Source organism: Kitasatospora sp. NPDC059462 (genome assembly GCF_042749955.1).
GTDB lineage: Bacteria > Actinomycetota > Actinomycetes > Streptomycetales > Streptomycetaceae > Kitasatospora.
This window is the reverse complement of the sequence record NZ_JBHYUU010000165.1, coordinates 1-17974: the sequence shown is the minus strand read 5'-3', so window position 1 is coordinate 17974 and position 17974 is coordinate 1. Positions and strand designations below refer to the sequence as shown.

Genomic DNA, 17974 nt, shown 5'->3' with positions numbered 1-17974 from the left:
GACTTCACAGGAGCCCCCGGCACCGGCAAGACCACGGTGGCGCGGCTGTACGGCGAGATCCTCGCCTCGCTCGGGGTGCTGCAGCGCGGCCACCTGGTCGAGGTGGCCCGGGTGGACCTCGTCGGCGAGCACATCGGTTCCACCGCGATCCGCACCGCCGCCGCCTTCGACCGGGCGCGCGGCGGCGTCCTGTTCATCGACGAGGCGTACGCGCTGGCGCCGGAGGACGGTGCCCGTGACTTCGGGCGGGAGGCGATCGACACGCTGGTGAAGCTGATGGAGGACCACCGGGACGAGGTGGTCGTCATCGTGGCCGGCTACACCGCCGAGATGGAACGCTTCCTCTCCGCCAACCCCGGCGTGTCCTCGCGGTTCTCGCGCACCATCACCTTCCCGGACTACTCGGCGGAGGAGCTGCTGGAGATCGCCCGCGCCCAGTGCGCCGAGCACGAGTACGCGCTCTCCGACGCCACCGAGCACGCGCTGCTCGACCACTTCGCCCGCATCGAGCGGGGCCCCAACTTCGGCAACGGGCGCACCGCCCGGCAGGTCTTCGAGACCATGGTCGAGCGGCACGCCATGCGGGTCGCCCAGCTTCCCGACGCCTCCACCGAGGACCTCCAGCTGCTCGTCCCCGCCGACCTCCCGGCGCAGCGCCTGCCGTAGGGCGGCGGGGTCCGCGGGGCCGTCGGGGTCGGCGGGTCCGGCGGAAGGGGAACTCCCCTCCGCCGCGGGTCCGTTGGACCTGTCATGAGCTCCCTCCTCAGCGGCGCGGCGGGCGGCCTGCTGCTCCCGGCCCTCCTCGTGGTGGTCTTCTTCCTCGGGGCCGCCGGGCGGCGGCTGCTCGGCCGCCGGGGCGAGCGCGGCGTGGGCGGGGTCGGCGTGGACCGGGGCGCCGGGCGCGGGGTCGGCGCGACGGCCACCGAGGAACTGCACGCGCTGCTGTACCCGGGCAAGCGGGCGCAGCTGGAGCAGCGGCGGGTCGAGCTGGTGCTGCGGGAGGACGAGCACGACGGGGCGCCGCGGCGGACCGGGATCGACCTGGCGGGCGGCCGGGCGGTGATCCGGGGCAACGCCCGCCGGTCGTCGCGGTGGTGACGGTCAGACGCGTTCGCCTGCGAGCATCAGGGCGATCAGGAGGTTCAGGCGGTCCTCCGCGAGGTCGGGGCGCAGGCGGCCGCTGCGGGTCAGGGTGACCAGGCCGTGCAGGGCCGTCCAGACGACCTCGGTGAAGGTCTCCGGATCGTGGGGGCCGGACGCCTCGGCGACCGGGGCGGCCAGGGCGGCGAACGCCTCCTTGAGCTGTGCGGGGGCCTCGGGCCGGCCGAAGGGGAGGCCGGTGGCAAGGGTGAACATGGCGTCGTAGAGGGCGGGGTGGGCAGCCGCGAACCTCGCGTAGGCGCCGACGACGGCGGCGAACGCCTCGACCGGGCCCTCGGCGTTCCGGGGCGCCTCCCGCAGGTCCGCGGCGAGTTCCTCGAAGCCCTCCAGGGCGACGGCGGCGATGATCGCGTCCCTGTTGGCGAAGTGGCTGTAGAGGACGGGCTGGCTGTACTCGATCAGCGCGGCGAGGCGGCGGACCGTCACCGCCTCCCAGCCCTCGTCCTCGGCGAGGTCGCGAGCGGTCCGGATGATCAGTTGATGCCGTTCGGCGCGTTCGCGCTCGCGGCGGTCGTAGGCTGTCATGCCAGATATGCTAGCAGTGCTAGATATTCGAGCGACGATCGCACTGTTGTTCCCTCCATCTTCTGGCGGCCGCTAGAAGTTCTGGCGGCCGCCGGAAGACTCCGCGACGGCGCTCGGTACCGCGCGTCAGCCCGTCCACTCACCACCGGCGAGGAAGGACTCCAGTCCGGCCAGGTAGGGAGCGATGTCGATCCGCTCGCCCGCCAGCCAGTCGTCCGAGTAGTACCTGTCGAGGTAGCGGTCACCCGGGTCGCAGATCAGGGTGACCACGCTGCCGCGCTCGCCCGCCGCGCGCATCTGCGCGACGATCCGCAGCGCACTCCACACCCCGGTCCCGGTGGACGCGCCCGCCTTGCGGCCGAGCATCTGGTCCAGCATCCGCACGGCCGCGACCGAGGCGGCGTCCGGGACCTTCATCATCCGGTCGATCGCCCCGGGCACGAAGCTCGGCTCCATCCGGGGCCGGCCGATCCCCTCGATCCGCGAGCCGCGCTCGCACACCGCCGCCGGATCGTCGTGCACCCAGCCGTCGAAGAAACAGGAGTTCTCCGGATCGGCGACACAGATCCGGGTGTCGTACTGCATGTAGTGGACGTACCGGGCGATGGTCGCCGAGGTGCCGCCGGTACCGGCGGTGGCCACGATCCAGGCCGGCTCGGGGTGCGGCTCCAGGCGCAGCTGGGCGAAGACCGACTCGGCGATGTTGTTGTTGCCCCGCCAGTCGGTGGCCCGTTCGGCGTAGGTGAACTGGTCCATGTAGTGGCCGCCGGTCTCCTCGGCGAGCCGGGCCGAGGCCTCGTAGACCTCGTCCGGCCGGTCCACCAGGTGGCACTCACCGCCGTGGAACTCGATGAGGTCGATCTTGGCCTGGCTGGTGGACTTGGCCATCACCGCGATGAACGGCACCCCGACGAGCTGCGCGAAGTACGCCTCGGAGACGGCCGTGGAGCCGCTGGACGCCTCGATGACCGGCTTGCCGGGGCGGATCCAGCCGTTGCAGAGCCCGTAGAGGAACAGCGAACGGGCCAGCCGGTGCTTGAGCGAGCCGGTGGGGTGGGTGGACTCGTCCTTGAGGTAGAGGTCGATGCCCCACTGCGCGGGGAGCGGGAAGCGCAGCAGGTGGGTGTCGGCCGAGCGGTTGGCGTCCGCCTGGACCTTGCGGACCGCCTCCTTGAGCCAGCGCCGGTACGCCGGGTCGGAACGGTCCACGTCGGCCGTCGGGTCGATCCCCATCTGTGCCACTCTCCTCGTGCGGTTCGTGCGGGTCGCGCGGGCCCCGGAAGGCCCCCCGGCCCGCTCACAACGAGTGTACGAGTGTCACGATAAGTAACATTATCTGAAGCCCCAGGCTCCGCTTATCCCCCGCTCGCCCCGCCCACCCGCCGTGCCCACCGCACCCGCCCACCCGCCGCACCGCCCGGACGCACCGCACCCGCACCCGCACCCGCACCCGCCTACCCGGCGGTCACCGACTGCGGGTCCGCCAGGTAGGGCATCCAGCCCAGCTCGGCCGCCCCGGCCAGCGCGCTGTGCTCCAGCTCGGCCCCGACGATCGGCACCCGGCCGCTGCGCCCCCACAGGCTGCGCTCGGCCACGACCGCGCGCAGCCGGTCCGGCGCGGCCTCCAGCAGGTCCAGGTGCAGCCCGCTGAGCACCACCCGGTCCGGGTTGAGGATGTTGGCGACCCCGGCCAGGCCGAGCCCGAGCCGGTCGATGACGTGCTCCACGGCCGCCCGGGCCCGCTCGTCGGTGGCCGCGGCCCGGCAGAGCTCGCCGGCCTGGTCGAGCGGCGGCCGGGCCGGATCCGGCGTCAGGCCCGCGGCGGCGAACAGCGCGTCCGGGTCGGTCTCCGAGTTGAGGCAGCCCCGGTTGCCGCACCCGCAGGGCCGGCCCTGCGGGTCGACGGTCAGGTGGCCGACCTCCAGGGCGAGCCCGGCGCTGCCGGTGTGCAGCCGCCCGTCGATGACCAGCGCCCCGCCGACGCCCCGGTGGCCGGAGGTGACCAGCAGCAGGTGCCGCGCACCGCGGCCGGCCCCGTGCCGGTACTCGGCGAGGGCGGCCAGGTTGGCGTCGTTGGCGATCGCGGTGGGCAGCGGGTCGAACGCGCGCGGACCGTGGTCGGCGCGCCCCACCTCCACGTCGTACAGGTCCGCCACCGGCGTGCCGCTGGGCCAGGCGAAGTGCAGCGCGGCGAGCGCGGTGCCGTCCGGCTCGGTGACCGGGTTGGGCAGCGCCAGTGCCGCGCCGAGGCAGCGCCGCTCGGTGCCGCGGGCGAGTTCGGCGCCCGCCTGGGCGACGGCGCGCAGCATCCGCACCGGGTCGGTGGCGGCGGGCAGCGGCAGGTGGACCGGCGGGTCGAGCAGGCCGCCGAGGCCGGCCAGGGTGACGCTCAGGCCGTCGGCGTGGATCTGCCCGGCGACCACCACCGGACCGGCCGGGTCGATGGCCAGCCGGTGCGAGGGGCGTCCGCGGCCGCCGCCGGCGGGGCGGGAGTCGACCGTGATGAGGCCGAGCGCCTCCAGTTCGGCGGTGACGGCGCCGGCGGTGGCCCGGGTGACGTCGAGCGCGCGGGTGAGCGCCGAGCGGGTCGGGGTCCGGCCGGTGTGGATCAGCTGGAGCGCGGGGCCGAGCAGCGTCCGCCCCCGGTCGGGAGCCGCGCGGCGGTGGGCGTCGCGCTGCGCGTCGTGGTCGGCCCCGGTCCCGGGCTTCGGGCTTGAAGGTGAGAGCTGCACGGACCTATTGTTACTTTGTGCCGCTCCGAAACAAAATCCGTCCCCACGGCCCCACCCGACGGCCGTTCCCCCAGTCTCGCAGGACCGCGGCGAAATCCCCCAGCCCCTTCGCGCACTCCCGCGTCTCCTGGGGCACCGCCCGGCTCGCCCTCACCGCCTTCTTCGCCGTCGACGGCCTGCTCTTCGCCGCCTGGGTCGTCCGCATCCCGGACGTCCGCAGCCAGGTCAGCGCCTCGCACAGCGCCCTCGGACTCGCCCTGCTCTGCGTCTCGGCGGGCGCCGTCGCCACCATGCCGGTGGTCGGCCGGCTCTGCGTGCGGTACGGCTCCCGGCCGGTCACCGTCGCCTCGCTCGCCGTGCTGGCACTCTCCGTCCCGCTGCCCGCGCACGCCCACTCGGTGGCGACGCTCGGCGGCGGCCTGCTGCTCTTCGGGGCCGGCTACGGCGGGGCCAACGTCGCCATGAACAGCGCCGCCGTGGAGATCGTCGGCGAGCTCGGACGCCCGGTCATGCCCAGCTTCCACGCCGGGTACAGCCTCGGCGGCCTGCTCGGGGCGGGCATCGGCGGACTGCTCGCCGGTCCCCTCACGGCCGCGCAGTGGCTCGCCCTGGCCGGGCTCGCCGGCCTGGCGGTCACCGCGGCGGCGGGCGTCGCGCTGCTCCGCTGCCCGCCGGCCCGGCCGGTCACCCCCGCCACCCCCGCCACCGCCGCCTCCGCCACCCCGGCCGCCGCCTCCGCCGGACGGCTGCTCGTCCTGCTGCTCGGCCTCACCGCACTCTGCACCGCGTACGGCGAGGGCGCCGTCGCCGACTGGGCCACCCTCCACCTCACCGACGACGTCCACGCCGGCGCCCGGGTGGCCGCCGCCGGCTACGCCGCCTACGCGCTCGCCATGACCACCGGGCGGGTCAGCGGCACCTGGCTCTCGCTGCGCCTCGGCCAGCACCGGGTGATGGTCCTCGGCGGCCTCACCGCGGCCGCCGGGATGCTGCTGGCCGCCCTCGCGCCGCTGGTGCCGCTGGCCCTGGCCGGCTTCGTCCTGACCGGGCTCGGGCTCGCCAACATCTTCCCGCTCGCCATCGCCCGGGCCGGCGCCACCGGCGGGCCGCGCGGTGTCGCCCTCGCCTCGACGCTCGGCTACGCGGGCATGCTGATCGGCCCGCCGGTGATCGGCTTCCTCGCCGACGCGACCAGCCTGCCGCTCGCCCTCACCACCGTCGCCGCCACCGCGTGCGCCGCCGCCGTCCTCCCCCTGGCCGCCCGCCGCCACTGAAACCCCTCCCCGGAAACCCCGCTCCCCTCCGGACCGGTGCCGTGCGAGGATCACGCCATGACGAACAGCACCGCCCCGGTCCGGTACCTGCGCGCCGCCGAGCGTCCGGCCACCGCCTGGCGGAACGGCGGCGGGGTGACCAGGGAGGTCGCCGGGTTCCCCGAGGGCGCCGGGCTGGACGACTTCGGGTGGCGGGTCAGCCTCGCCGACGTCGCCACCGCCGGGCCGTTCTCCGCGTTCCCGGGCGTCGACCGGGTGATCACCCTGGTCGAGGGCCCGGGCATGGCGCTGACCGTCGACGGCGCCGAGCACGTGGTCGACGCGCCGTTCCGCCCGTTCGCCTTCCCGGGCGACGCCGCCACCGACTGCCGGCTGCTCGGCGGACCGCTCGTCGACTTCAATGTGATGACCCGTCGCGGCCGCGCCGCCGCCGGCCTCGTGCTCGCCGAACGGCCGGGCCCGGTCACCGTCCCGCCCGGCGCCACCGTGCTGCTGGTCTGCCTCTCCGGCACCGCGACCCTCGACGGCGCCGCCCTCGCCCGCTACGACGCCGCGCTCCTCACCGCCCCGGCCACCCACGCGCTGCACCCCGACGGCGTCACCGCCGTGGTCACCCTCCGCGGCTGACGCCCCCGGCCCGGCCCGCCCGCCCGCAGGGAGGCCGGGGCCCGGGCCCGAACCCTCGAGCCGGAGGCCGCAACAGCGGTCAGGCCCCCGGCTCGCCCGGCATCCGCAGGTCCCACCCGGCCAGCTCCCGCAGTTGGGCGACCGTCACGTCGTCCGGCAGCGGGCGCGGCGGCTCGTTGCGGAACGGCGGCTGCCAGCCCTCCTCCGCCGTCCACCGGCGGACCGCCTTCGCCGGGGCGCCCGCGACCACCGTGTGGTCCGGCACCTCGCCGCGCACCACCGAACCGGCCGCGACCACCACGTTGCGGCCCAGCCGGGCGCCGGGCAGGATCACCGCGCCGGTGCCGATCCAGCTGCCGGAGCCGATCTCCACGGGCTCGTTGCGCGGCCACTGCTTGCCGATCGGCAGGTCGGTGGCCCGGTACTCGTGCGCCTGGTCCGATATGTAGACGCCGGGCCCGGTCCACACGTCGTCGCCGAGCACGATCGACTGGTGGCCGACGATGTGGCTGTCCCGGCCGATCACACAGCCGCCGCCGATCCGCACGATCGGCTCGGGCCCGAGGTCGAGGCCGGGCAGGAAGCCCGCACTGATGGTCACCCGCTCGCCGATGATCGAGAACGGGCCGATGGTGATCCACTGTTCGTTGAAGACCGCGCCGAGCGGGAACGTCAGCTTCGTCCCCGCGCCCAACTCGCCGAACCGGTACGGCCCGGGGTTCTCGCTGGACACCGCGCCGGCCTGCTGCACCCACCGCCAGCCCCGGTGGACGAGCCGGCCCGCGGCTCGCCGGCCGCCGGCCCGGGCGGCGCTGAACAGGGAACGCGTGATCGACATGCGCTCACGCTACCGGTCCGTAGGGTCCGCCCGGCGAGAGGGCGGCCAAGGTCACACGGGCCGGTCATATCGAAAGCGTGTTCGGAAAAACGGTGGGCGGAATTCCACCCTGCTGCCAGACTCGGGCCATGGAGATCACCGCTCACCTCGACGCGCTGCGCCGCGAGGGCACCCTGCTCGGGGACGCCGCCGCCCGGACCGACCCCGCCGCTCCCGTCCCGACCTGCCCGGAGTGGCGGCTTCGCGACCTCGTCCTGCACATCGGCCAGGTGCACCGCTGGGTGACCGGCACCGTCCGGGACCGGCTGCCCGTCCCGATGGACGCCGAACGCCAACGGGCCGCCTGGGGGCCGGAGCCCGCCGACGCCGACCTGGTCGAGTGGTTCCGCACCGGCCACGCCACGCTGGTCGACACGCTCACCGCCGCCCCGGCCGACCTCGACTGCTGGACCTTCCTGCCGGCGCCGAGCTCGCTGGCCTTCTGGGCCCGCCGCCAGGCGCACGAGACCGCCGTGCACCGCATCGACGCCGACGCGGCCGCCGGCGCCGAGGGACCGCACACCGACCGGCGGCTCGCCCTCGACGGCATCGACGAGCTGACCCGCTTCCTGACCGCCCGCTCCGCGGCCCGCAGCGAGCGGCGGCGGACGATCCAGATCAGCCCGGACGACGGCCCCGGCCGCTGGCTGCTGACCATCGGCCCGGAGCCACTCGGCGTCGAACACGCCGAGCGTCCGGCCGATCTGACGCTCACCGGCCCGGCCCGCGACCTCTACCTGCTGCTCTGGAACCGCCTGCCGGCCGGCACCGGCCGGGTGGTCACCGCCGGGGACGCCTCGGTGCTCGACCTGTGGCGCGAGACGGCCACCATCGGCTGACGCCCCCTGCGCCCCAGCACCCAGCACCCGGCGCGCGGCACTCAGCACCCGGCGCGCGGCGGGCCCGAGGGGCGGGTCAGCGCACCCAGCGCGCCGGGCGCTTCTCCAGGAACGAGCGCATGCCCTCCTGCGCCTCCTCCGAGGAGAACAGCCGCGCCGACAGCTCCACCAGTCCGTCGGCGTCCCGCTCGAAGGAGCGCACCACCTCGGCGTTGGCCAGCCGCTTGGACTGCGCGAGGCCCTGCGGCGACCCCAGCCGCAGGGCGTCCAGCAGGCCCTTCAGCGCGACCTCGGCCGCCTCCGGCGCGTCGACGGCCTGGGTGACCAGCCCGATCCGGGCGGCCTCGGCGGCGTCGAAGACCTCGCCGGTGAGGTAGTAGCGGGAGGCCGCCCGCGGGTCCAGCTTGGGGCGCAGCGGCAGCGAGATGACGGCCGGTGCGAGCCCGAGCCGGACTTCGGTGAACGCGAAGGTGGCGGCCGGCCCGGCGAGCGCCAGGTCGGCCGCGCCGACCAGCCCGAGCCCGCCGGCCCGGACGTGCCCGTCGATCACGGCGATCACCGGCTTGGCGCAGTCGACGATCGCCCGCTGGAGGTCGACCAGTCCGCGCGGTCCGACGGTGGGGTCGGCGCCGGTCGCCTCGGAGAGGTCCGCCCCGGCGCAGAAAACCTTGCCCGCGTGCGTCAGCACCACGGCGCGGACCTCCGGGTCGGCGGCCGCCGCGGCGAGTCCGGCCGTCAGTTCGGCCATCAGCCGGGTGGAGAGCGCGTTGCGGTTGTGCGGCGAGTCGAGCGTCAGGGTGGTGACGGCGTCCTCGGTGGTCACGCGGACGAGGGGCGCTTCGCTGGTCATCGGTGCGGTCCTGCTTTCCGGCTGAGGGTGGGTCGCAGCGGGCGCCCGCCGCCGGTGGGCCGCGGGCGCCCGGACGACTCTGACATGCCCACCCTCCCCTCGGGAAGTGCCCAGCTCGTCGCCGTGGTCACCCGCGCCGGGCCGGTTCGGCGCCGCGAGGCGTCGGGCTCCGGGCCGAACGGCTCCGGAAGGCGGACCGGTGTCCCGGAGGGGTGCGGTCCGTCCCCGGCGGCGCGGCCGGGCGGGGCCGGGCCGGGCGGGGCCGCTGAACGCCTGCGACGTGCCGGACCGCGTGCTTCGGCGCCCGCTCGGGACCGGCGCACCGGCCGTGAACGCCTGGTGCGGTGACCGGCCGTCGGCCACGATGGGCGCATGACCATGGAATCGCAGCGCAGGGCCGCCCCGCTCACCCACATCGCCGAGCCGCCCGGGGTCGCGCCGGGGACGGGGTACACGCAGGTCGTCACGGGGAGCGGGCGGCTGGTGGCGGTGTCGGGGCAGGTGGCGTTCGACGAGGAACGGCGGGTGGTCGGGGTCGGGGACCCGAAGGCGCAGGCGCGGCAGGTGTTCGAGAACCTGCGGCGGTGTCTGGCGGCGGCGGGGGCGGACTTCTCGCACGTCGTCAAGCTGACGTACTTCCTCACCGATCTGGGCGACCTGCCCGCCGTGCGCGAGGCCCGGGACGAGGCGCTCGGGGAGGTGCCGCTGCCGGCGTCGTCGGCGGTGCAGGTGGCGGCGCTGTTCCTGCCGGAGGTGCTGATGGAGATCGAGGCGTTCGCGGTGGTGCCGGAGTAGGCCCTCAGGGCGCCACCGCCGCCTCGCCCCGTCGTGCCGCCCAGCGGACGGCGGGGCCCATCGCGAGGCCTGCGGCGGCGAGCAGTGCGCCGAGGGCGGCCCAGCCGAGCAGGCCGTGGCCGATGACGGCGGTGGACACGACCGCCGGGCCGATCATCAGCGCGACGGCGCTGCCCGCGTTGAAGACGCCCTGGTAGGCGCCGTGGGCCCGTTCGCCGGCCAGGTCGTAGCTGAGCGCCCAGGTGCCGGCCTGGCCGAGGACCTCGCCGGTGGCCTGGAGGGCGACGCCCGCGAGCACCACCACGGCGGCGATCGCGGCGGGTGCGCCGTGGGCGAGGGCGATGACCAGGCAGGAGGCGGCGAGGACGAGCCCGGCCCGGCCGCAGGCCCGTGCGGCGGCGGCCGGGTGTTCGGTGCCCCGGGTGGCGCGGACCTGGAAGGCGATGACCAGCACGGTGTTGACGACCAGGGTGGCGGCCACGGTGATCCGGGGTGCGTCGGTCTGCTGGACGATCCACAGCGGTATGCCGACCTCCAGCATGGCGAACTGCAGGGCGAGCACCGAGCTGAGCGCGGTCACCAGCAGGAAGGGTCCGTCCCGCAGCGCCGGGTTGCGTTCGCGGGCCGGCCGCGGCCGGCCGTCGGCCCGCGCCCCGTGGCCGGCGTCGCGGGCGCCCGGCCGCGGCCCCGCCCCCGCTCCCGGCAGCCGGTGGAACATCACGGCGACCGCCAGGTAGGAGGCCGCGTCGGCCAGGATGGCCGTCAGGTAGCCGGTGCGCGAGTCCACCTGGAGTGCGATCGCGCCGACGCCGGTGCCGAGGCAGAGCCCGACGTTGGTGACCACCCGCAGGTAGGCGCGGCCGGCCACCCGCTTGTCGGCGGGCAGCACCTCGGCGTAGAGGGCGTTGCGCACGGCGGCCGAGCCCCGGTCGGCGGCGGCGACCAGGCAGGCGAGCGCCACGAACGCCGGGTAGCCGCCGACCGCGGTGTAGCCGGCGGTGCCGAGGCCGGTGAGCGTGACCAGGACGACCAGGACGGGCCGGCTCCCCCAGCGGTCGGCGGCCCGCCCGGCGGGGACGCTGGCGAGGACGCCGCACAGGCCGGCGGCGGTGAGCGCGAGGCCGAGCCGGGCCGCGCTCAGGCCGAGGTAGCGGGTGAAGAACAGCACGCCGACGGAGAGCGAGAGTCCGCTGCCGAGGGTGTTGAGCAGGGTGATCCGGGCGAGGCGGCGCACCGTCGGGTCGGGGTGCAGCAGCCGGGAGGCCCTGGACGCGGGCAGCGCGGAGCTCGGTGCGGCGTTCGCCGCCGGTGGGGTGGTCATGCCCCCGATTCCACCCCGGCGCCGCCGCCCGGCCGTACTGATTTAGGCTGGACCTGAAACGTCCTGGGGGGGAGGCGGCGTGCACCGGTTCAAGCTCGACCTCGGTGATCTCGCCACCACCTGGTTCGCCTGCTCGCCGATCCAGGAGGCCGCGCTCAGCCTGCGGATGTGGACGCATCCGGGCCACTACGCCCTGCACTCCGCGGCCTTCGAGCGGCTGCGGCCGTCCTTCGAGCGGCTGGACTCCTCGCTGCTGCTCTCGCTGGTCGCCGCGAACCGCTGGATCCCGGACTTCCTGACGCCCCGCCCGGCCTCCCCGTGGCCGGACTTCCGCACCGAGCTGGCCGTCGTGCGGGCGCTGCCGCCGGAGCGGTTGCGGGGGGAGCTGGAGCAGACGTTCCTGCCGCACCACCAGGTGCTGCCCGCGGTGCTGGCGGACGGGCTGGCCGATCCGGCGCGGTTGCTGACGCGGATCGCGGACGCGCTGGAGGAGTACTGGGAGCGCTGTCTGGCGCCGGCGTGGTGGCCGCGGGCGCGGGCGGTGCTGGAGGCGGATCTGGTCTACCGGTCGCGGGTGCTGGCGCAGCAGGGCGCGGCGGCGCTGTTCGCCGATCTCGACCACCGGTTGCGCTGGGCGGACGGGATCCTCTCGATCGACCGCCGCTGGACGGAGTGGGACGGCGAGATCACGGTGGACGGGCGGGGGCTGGTCCTGGTGCCGACGTTCTTCGCCCGGGGCGCGGTCACGATGATCAGCAACGACCGTGCGCCGCAGATCGGTTATCCGGCGCGCGGGCAGGCGGGGATGGCCGGCCGGCGTCCGCCGGTGATCCCGCGCGCGCTGGAGCGGCTGGTCGGCGCGCCGAAGGCCCGGTTGCTGGCGTTGCTGGCCGAGCCGGCCTCCACGACCGATCTCGCCTACCGGCTGGGGGTGACGCCGGGGGCGGTGAGCCAGCACCTGGCGGTGCTGCACGCGACGGGCCTGGTGACCCGGGCGCGGCACGGCCGTTCGGTGCTGTACCGCCGCAGCCCGCTCGGCGACGACCTGTGCGGCGGGACCCGGCACGGCTGACGGCCCGGCCGACGCCAGAGCCGACGGCCCGGCCGACGGCCCGGCCAACTCTTCAGTGGTACAGACCTGTTGACGCATTGGTCTGTACCTCCTACAGTGCCCATGCCCCCGTCTCCCCACGGCGGTGGGCATGTCACAAGCCCGAAGCACCTCCCGCACCACCCCGTACGGTTCGGCGTCACCCTGTCCAACCCCCACAGTCGCAGGGAGAACCATGTCCGTTCGATCCCGCACGCGCCGAGGCCGCCACAGGCTGCTCGCGCTGCTCTCCGTCCTGCTCCTCCCGCTCGCCGCGATCACCGCCCTGGCCACCCCGGCCAGCGCGGCCGGCAAGCTCACCGCCGCCTTCACCAGCGAGAACAGCGGTTCCTGGTGGAAGGGCACCTACATCGTCAAGAACGACAACACCACCGCCGTCAACGGCTGGACCATCGAGTTCGACCTCCCGGCCGGCGTGACCATCCAGAACAGCTACAACGGCACCGCGACGGTCAACGGCCGCCACGTCACCGCCGTCGCCGCGTTCTACAACGCCAACGTCCCCGCGGGCCGGACCACCGAGCCCTACAGCTTCTGGTTCGTCGCCAACGGCCCGATCGGCACGCCGACCGGCTGCCGGATCAACGGCGACAAGTGCGACGGCAGTTCGGACGTCCTGCCGTCCGCCCCGGGCACCCCGACGGTGACCGACTCGACGGCGCACAGCCTGGCGCTGAAGTGGTCCGCCGCGACCGCCGGCGACTTCCCGGTCGCCTCCTACGAGGTGCTGAACGGCACCACCGTGGTCGGCACCAGCACCACCACCGACGCGCTGGCCACCGGGCTGACCCCGGCGACCAGCTACACCCTGACCGTCCGGGCCAAGGACACCCGCGGCAATGTCGGCCCGCTGAGCGCGCCGGTCACCGCCTCGACCTTCGACCCGGCCACCGACCCCACGCCGCCCACCGCACCCACCAACCTGCGCACCACCGCGGTGGGTTCGAGTGACGTGACGCTCGCCTGGAACGCCGCCACCGACAACCTGAAGGTCGCCGCGTACGACGTCTACCAGGACGGCACGCTGGTCCGCACGGTGACCGGCTCCACCCTGACCGCCTCCGTCGGCAGCCTCTCCCCCTCCACCTCCTACACCTTCACGGTCAAGGCCCGCGACGGCGCCGACAACGCCTCGCCCGCCTCCACCGCGCTCAAGGTCACCACCTCCGACCTGGTCGGCACCGGCAAGTACGCCCGGGTCGGCTACTTCACCCAGTGGGGCATCTACGGGCGCCAGTACTTCGTGAAGAACCTCGACACCTCGGGCAGCGCCGCCAAGCTCGACGTCATCAACTACGCGTTCGAGAACATCGACCCGGTCAACCTCACCTGCATGGCGGGCGTCACCCGGGGCACCACGTCCAACCCGCAGGACCCCGACCAGGGCACCGGCGCGGGCGACGCGGACGCCGACTACGCCCGCCCGATGAGCGCCGCCCAGTCGATCGACGGCGTGGCCGACGACGGCTGGGGCAAGCTGCGCGGCAACTTCAACCAGCTGAAGAAGCTCAAGGCCAAGTACCCGCACCTCAAGGTCGTCGCCTCGCTCGGCGGCTGGACCTACTCCAAGTACTTCTCCGACGCGGCGGCCACCGACGCGTCCCGGCAGAAGTTCGTGAAGTCCTGCATCGACATCTGGATCAAGGGCAACCTGCCCGCCTACAACGGCGCGGGCGGCGACGGCGTCGCGGCCGGCATCTTCGACGGCATCGACATCGACTGGGAGTGGCCCGGCTCGCCCGACGGCCACGCCGGCAACCACTACAGCGCCAACGACAAGGACAACCTCACCGCGCTGCTCGCCGAGTTCCGCAAGCAGCTGGACGCGCTCGGCGGCTCGCACAAGCTGCTGACCGCCTTCACCCCGGCCGACCCGGTCAAGATCAACCAGGGCTGGGACCTCTCGAAGATCTTCAACTACCTGGACATCGCCAACATCCAGGGCTACGACTTCCACGGCGCCGGCAGCGACAACTCGTGGGAGCCGAACCGCGCCGGCCACCAGGGCAACCTCTACGTGGACGCCCAGGACCCGTACACCACGCACTTCAGCGTCGAAGGGGCCGTCAAGCCCTACCTCGACGCCGGCGTCAACCCGCGCAAGCTCACCATCGGCCTGGCCTTCTACGGCCGCGGCTGGCAGGGCGTCGCGGACGGCGGGGTCAAGGGCGAGTGGCAGAGCGCGACCGGCGCAGCCCCGGGCCAGTTCGCCGAGGAGGCCGGCACCCGCGGGTACAACAACCTGATCACCACCTTCCCCAACCTCTCCGTCTACCACGACGAACAGTCGGTGGCGACCTTCGGCTACACCGGAGCGGGCGGGCAGTGGTGGACCTTCGACGACGCCTGGTCGATCGGCAAGAAGACCGCCTGGCTGAAGTCCAAGGGCCTGCTCGGCGCGATGATCTGGGACATGACCGGTGACACCCCGGGCGGCACCCTGATCAACGCCCTCGACGGCGGACTCAAGTAGTCACGTAGCACCACGGTAGTCGGAAGGGGCCGGTCCGGCGGACCGGCCCCTTTCCGTGCGCCCCGCACCGCCCGGGGCGAGGGCCGGACCAGCGCGGGGCGACGGCCGGACCAGCCCGGGGCGAGGGCCGGATCAGCGCGAGGCGAGGGCGGCGAGGCGGCGGGCGGAGCGGTACTGGCGCAGCACCTGGGCGAAGGTGGTGTGGCCCTGGGTGGTGCGGGCGAAGGCCCGCCAGGCCGGGTCGACCAGGCAGACCGCCGCGTGGAACAGGTACGGGCGGCGCTCGAAGGCGTTCAGCATCTGCTTGCCGGCCCGCATCTCCACCCCGAGGCCCGCCTTGATCGCGAACGCGTAGTTCAACGCCTCGCGCCGGACCTCCGCCGCGGTGCCGGCCTCGGCCAGCTTGACCGCCCACTCCCCGGCCAGCCGGCCCGAGCGCAGCGCGTAGGAGATGCCCTCGCGGGTCCACGGCTCCAGCAGCCCGGCCGCGTCGCCGGCCACCAGGACGCGGCCGCGCGACAGCGGGGAGTCCTCGGCGCGGCAGCGGGTCAGGTGCCCGGACTCCACGCTCGGCGGGAAGCCCGACAGGCCCAGGCGGCGGATGTAGTCGGCGAGGTACTGCTTGGTCCGCTCGCCGTCACCGCGCGCCGAGATCACCCCGACGGTCAGGCTGCTGGACTCGGTCTTCGGGAACACCCAGCCGTAACTGCCGGGCAGCGGGCCCCAGTCGAGGTGGATCCGGCCCGCCCAGTCGGCGGCGACGTCCGCCGGGACGGGGATCTCCGCCTCCAGGCCGAGGTCGATCTGGTCGAAGGAGACGCCGACGTGCCGGCCGATCCGGCTCGCGCTGCCGTCCGCGCCGACCACGGCGCGCGCCTCGAAGCCGCGCCCGTCGGAGGCGGTGACCAGCGCCGTCCGGTGTTCGCCGCCGCGCTGCTCGACCCCGGTGACGGTCACTCCGGTGACCAGCACCGCCCCGGCCTGCTTGGCCGCCTGGACCAGGCGCAGGTCGAACTCGTCCCGGTTGACCAGGCCGAACAGCATCCGCTTGGAGCGCCTGGTGCGGGTGAAGCGGCCGCGGTAGGCGAAGGAGACGGCGTGCACCCGGTCCTGGAGCGGCAGCCTGAAGTCCGGCGGCAGGCTGTCCCGGGAGGGGCCGATGATGCCGCCGCCGCAGGTCTTGTAGCGCGGGTGCTCGGCCTTGTCGAGCAGCAGCACGCGCCGGCCCTGCGCGGCCGCGGCGTGCGCGGCGGAGGCGCCGGCCGGCCCGGCGCCGACCACGACGACGTCCCAGACGCCGTCCAACGGGTCCGGCCGGTCCGGCCCGGCGGCCTCGGCGTCGAGCGGGCTGGGGGAATCGGGGCTTCCGGAGTCAGTCACGGGCAGCAATCCTATGCCGCCGCCCCCGCCGTCGTCGGCCGCACCGCCCCGAACGCGCGACCGAATTCCCGGTCGGGGCGGGCCCGGCGCGGCCCGGGGCGCGGGCCCGGTCCCGGCCCGTGCCGAGGTCCCCGGGGCCCTGCGGGCGGCTCGGCCTATGATCGGCATCACCCACCGTCAACGCCGTTCGCCCGCACCACCCCCTCGGACGGACCAGCCCCTCCCGGAGTACCCGATGCCGCAGCAGCCCCTGGCCGACGCCGTGCGGTCCCTCATGGACCGCGCCCGCACCGACCTCGCCGACCTGGTCGCCTTCCCCTCGGTCGCCGACCCGCGCCAGTTCCCGGTCGAGGAGTGCGAGAAGGCCGCCCGCTGGGTCGCCGACGCCTTCGCCGCCGAGGGCCTGACGAACATCCGGCTGCTGGACACGCCCGACGGCACCCAGTCGGTCTACGGCGAGCTCCCCGGCCCGGCCGGTGCCCCGACCGTGCTGCTCTACTCGCACTACGACGTCCAGCCGCCGCTGGACGAGGACGCCTGGCTCAGCCCCGCCTTCGAGCTGACCGAGCGCGACGGCCGCTGGTACGGGCGCGGCGCCGCCGACTGCAAGGGCAACATCCTGATGCACCTGACGGCCCTGCGGGCGCTGCGTCAGGTGGACGGCGGCTACCCGGTCGGGCTGAAGGTCATCGTCGAGGGCTCGGAGGAGCAGGGCACCGGCGGTCTGGAGCGCTACGCCGAGGCCCACCCCGAACTGCTCGCCGCCGACGCCATCGTGATCGGCGACACCGGCAACTTCGCCCCCGGCCTGCCCACCGTCACCGCCTCGCTGCGCGGCATGACCGTGGTCGACGTCTCGGTCCGCACGCTGGCCGGCAACCTGCACTCCGGTGCCTTCGGCGGCGCCGCCCCGGACGCCCTGCAGGCCCTGGTCAAGGTGCTCGCCTCGCTGCACGACGAGAACGGCGACGTCGCCGTGGCGGGCCTGGCCACCGACCAGCGCTGGGACGGCGTGCAGTACTCCGACGAGCAGTTCCGCGCCGACGCCAAGGTGCTGGACGGCGTGGCGCTCACCGGCACCGGCACCGTCGCCGACCGACTCTGGGCCCGCCCCTCGGTCACCGTGCTGGGCATCGACGCCCCGCCGGTGATCGGCGCGACCTCCTCGGTGCAGGCCTCCGCCAAGGCCTCGGTCAGCCTGCGGGTGCCGCCGGGCATGGACACCGGCGCCGCCCAGGAGGCGCTGGTCGCCCACCTGGAGGCCCGGGTGCCGTTCGGCGCGCAGGTCACCGTGGAGCGGCTGGGCAACGGCGCCGCGTTCAGCGCCGACACCTCCGGCCCCGCCTACGAGGCGATGGGCGAGGCGATGGCCGAGGCCTTCGGCACCCCGATGGTGGCCTCCGGCGAGGGCGGCTCGATCCCGCTCTGCAACACGCTGCGCACCCTCTACCCGCAGGCCGAGATCATCCTGATCGGCGTCGAGGAGCCCACCACCCAGATCCACGCGGTCAACGAGAGCGTCGACCCGCTGGAGCTGGAGCGGATGGCCCTCACCGAGGCGCTCTTCCTGCGCCGCTACGCGGAGCTGCGCTCCGTCTGACGGGCCGTTCGGCGGTCCCGTTCGGCGGTCCTCTTCGGCGGACCCGTTCGGCGGACCGCTGCCGGGCCGCGCCGTCCCTCACGACGGCGCGGCCCGCCCGCACCACCGCACGCCCGCGCGCGCCGAGCCCCGCGCGCCTCCCGACCGTCCCTACGCCGGACTGTCCGTCCTGCCCCTACGCCCGGCGCACGCGCGTCACGCCCCCCGGGCCGGTCCCACCGCCACGGACCCCCGCCACGGCCGCCCGGGCCAGCGCCCAGCCGACCGCACCGACCGCGAGACCGGCGCCCGCACCGAAGCACAGCTCCGCGAGCGGTCCGCGCCGCAGCGGCACCAGCCGGTGCACCACCCCCGCCGCGGTCGCCGCCCCCAGCACCGCCGCGCCCGCCCGGCGGGCCCGGTCCGACGG

General features: G+C 75.0%; 16 protein-coding genes and 1 pseudogene. 9 read left to right on the top strand and 8 right to left on the bottom strand.

The window, feature by feature from the left end; genetic code table 11:
- Window positions 1–666 (top strand): AAA family ATPase (locus ACFXAM_RS30490; protein WP_380296112.1); only part of this gene is annotated, 666 nt, incomplete at its 5' end.
- Window positions 667–750: 84 nt separating this feature from the next.
- Window positions 751–1098, top strand: coding sequence for a DUF6191 domain-containing protein (locus ACFXAM_RS30485; protein ID WP_380296110.1), 348 nt, complete (start codon window positions 751–753; stop codon window positions 1096–1098).
- Window positions 1099–1101: 3 nt separating this feature from the next.
- On the opposite strand, the gene ACFXAM_RS30480 is transcribed toward ACFXAM_RS30485, so the two are convergent.
- The 3 genes from ACFXAM_RS30480 to ACFXAM_RS30470 form a co-directional block, all read right to left on the bottom strand.
- Entirely contained in the window at window positions 1102–1686 is a 585-nt protein-coding gene (locus tag ACFXAM_RS30480; RefSeq protein ID WP_380296108.1) for a TetR/AcrR family transcriptional regulator, read from the bottom strand.
- A 126-nt stretch (window positions 1687–1812) separates the two neighbouring features.
- On the bottom strand, window positions 1813–2919 hold the full coding sequence (locus tag ACFXAM_RS30475) for a PLP-dependent cysteine synthase family protein (RefSeq protein WP_380296106.1): 1107 nt from the start codon (window positions 2917–2919) through the stop codon (window positions 1813–1815).
- Between the two features lie 221 nt (window positions 2920–3140).
- Window positions 3141–4319: an ROK family protein gene (locus ACFXAM_RS30470; RefSeq protein WP_380296116.1), complete on the bottom strand. Its 1179-nt coding sequence runs from the start codon at window positions 4317–4319 to the stop codon at window positions 3141–3143.
- A 116-nt stretch (window positions 4320–4435) separates the two neighbouring features.
- Here ACFXAM_RS30470 and ACFXAM_RS30465 point away from each other — a divergent pair, with 116 nt between their 5' ends.
- Window positions 4436–5692 (top strand): MFS transporter, encoded by a 1257-nt coding sequence (locus tag ACFXAM_RS30465; protein WP_380296104.1) that lies wholly within the window; start codon window positions 4436–4438, stop codon window positions 5690–5692.
- 57 nt (window positions 5693–5749) lie between these two features.
- On the top strand, window positions 5750–6319 hold the full coding sequence (locus ACFXAM_RS30460) for a HutD family protein (protein WP_380296102.1): 570 nt from the start codon (window positions 5750–5752) through the stop codon (window positions 6317–6319).
- Window positions 6320–6398: 79 nt separating this feature from the next.
- On the opposite strand, the gene ACFXAM_RS30455 is transcribed toward ACFXAM_RS30460, so the two are convergent.
- The gene (locus ACFXAM_RS30455) at window positions 6399–7157 is read right to left on the bottom strand and encodes an acyltransferase (RefSeq protein WP_380296100.1); all 759 of its coding nucleotides are present in this window, start codon (window positions 7155–7157) and stop codon (window positions 6399–6401) included.
- A 128-nt stretch (window positions 7158–7285) separates the two neighbouring features.
- Here ACFXAM_RS30455 and ACFXAM_RS30450 point away from each other — a divergent pair, with 128 nt between their 5' ends.
- A complete protein-coding gene (locus ACFXAM_RS30450; RefSeq protein ID WP_380296098.1) occupies window positions 7286–8035 on the top strand; it encodes a maleylpyruvate isomerase family mycothiol-dependent enzyme in 750 nt (249 codons plus the stop codon).
- Between the two features lie 76 nt (window positions 8036–8111).
- Here the strand turns inward: ACFXAM_RS30450 and ACFXAM_RS30445 are convergent, their stop codons facing one another.
- Complete coding sequence (locus ACFXAM_RS30445) at window positions 8112–8885, bottom strand: enoyl-CoA hydratase family protein (RefSeq protein ID WP_380296097.1); 774 nt, start codon at window positions 8883–8885, stop codon at window positions 8112–8114.
- A gap of 378 nt (window positions 8886–9263) precedes the next feature.
- On the opposite strand from ACFXAM_RS30445, the gene ACFXAM_RS30440 reads away from it, so the two are divergent.
- Complete coding sequence (locus ACFXAM_RS30440; protein WP_380296114.1) at window positions 9264–9680, top strand: RidA family protein; 417 nt, start codon at window positions 9264–9266, stop codon at window positions 9678–9680.
- Window positions 9681–9684: 4 nt separating this feature from the next.
- Here the strand turns inward: ACFXAM_RS30440 and ACFXAM_RS30435 are convergent, their stop codons facing one another.
- A complete protein-coding gene (locus ACFXAM_RS30435; RefSeq protein WP_380296096.1) occupies window positions 9685–11001 on the bottom strand; it encodes an MFS transporter in 1317 nt (438 codons plus the stop codon).
- Window positions 11002–11080: 79 nt separating this feature from the next.
- Here ACFXAM_RS30435 and ACFXAM_RS30430 point away from each other — a divergent pair, with 79 nt between their 5' ends.
- Both ACFXAM_RS30430 and ACFXAM_RS30425 read left to right on the top strand, forming a co-directional pair.
- Window positions 11081–12073, top strand: a complete 993-nt coding sequence (locus tag ACFXAM_RS30430) for an ArsR family transcriptional regulator (RefSeq protein WP_380296095.1) — start codon at window positions 11081–11083, stop codon at window positions 12071–12073.
- Window positions 12074–12287: 214 nt separating this feature from the next.
- On the top strand, window positions 12288–14585 hold the full coding sequence (locus tag ACFXAM_RS30425; RefSeq protein WP_380296093.1) for a glycosyl hydrolase family 18 protein: 2298 nt from the start codon (window positions 12288–12290) through the stop codon (window positions 14583–14585).
- 132 nt (window positions 14586–14717) lie between these two features.
- On the opposite strand, the gene ACFXAM_RS30420 is transcribed toward ACFXAM_RS30425, so the two are convergent.
- Entirely contained in the window at window positions 14718–16133 is a 1416-nt protein-coding gene (locus ACFXAM_RS30420) for a geranylgeranyl reductase family protein (RefSeq protein ID WP_380296091.1), read from the bottom strand.
- Window positions 16134–16200: 67 nt separating this feature from the next.
- Between ACFXAM_RS30420 and ACFXAM_RS30415 the strand changes: the two genes are divergently transcribed.
- Window positions 16201–17565 (top strand): dipeptidase, encoded by a 1365-nt coding sequence (locus ACFXAM_RS30415; RefSeq protein ID WP_380296090.1) that lies wholly within the window; start codon window positions 16201–16203, stop codon window positions 17563–17565.
- Window positions 17566–17740: 175 nt separating this feature from the next.
- Here the strand turns inward: ACFXAM_RS30415 and ACFXAM_RS30410 are convergent.
- Window positions 17741–17974 (bottom strand): annotated as a pseudogene (locus tag ACFXAM_RS30410) (hypothetical protein); the annotation flags it as partial.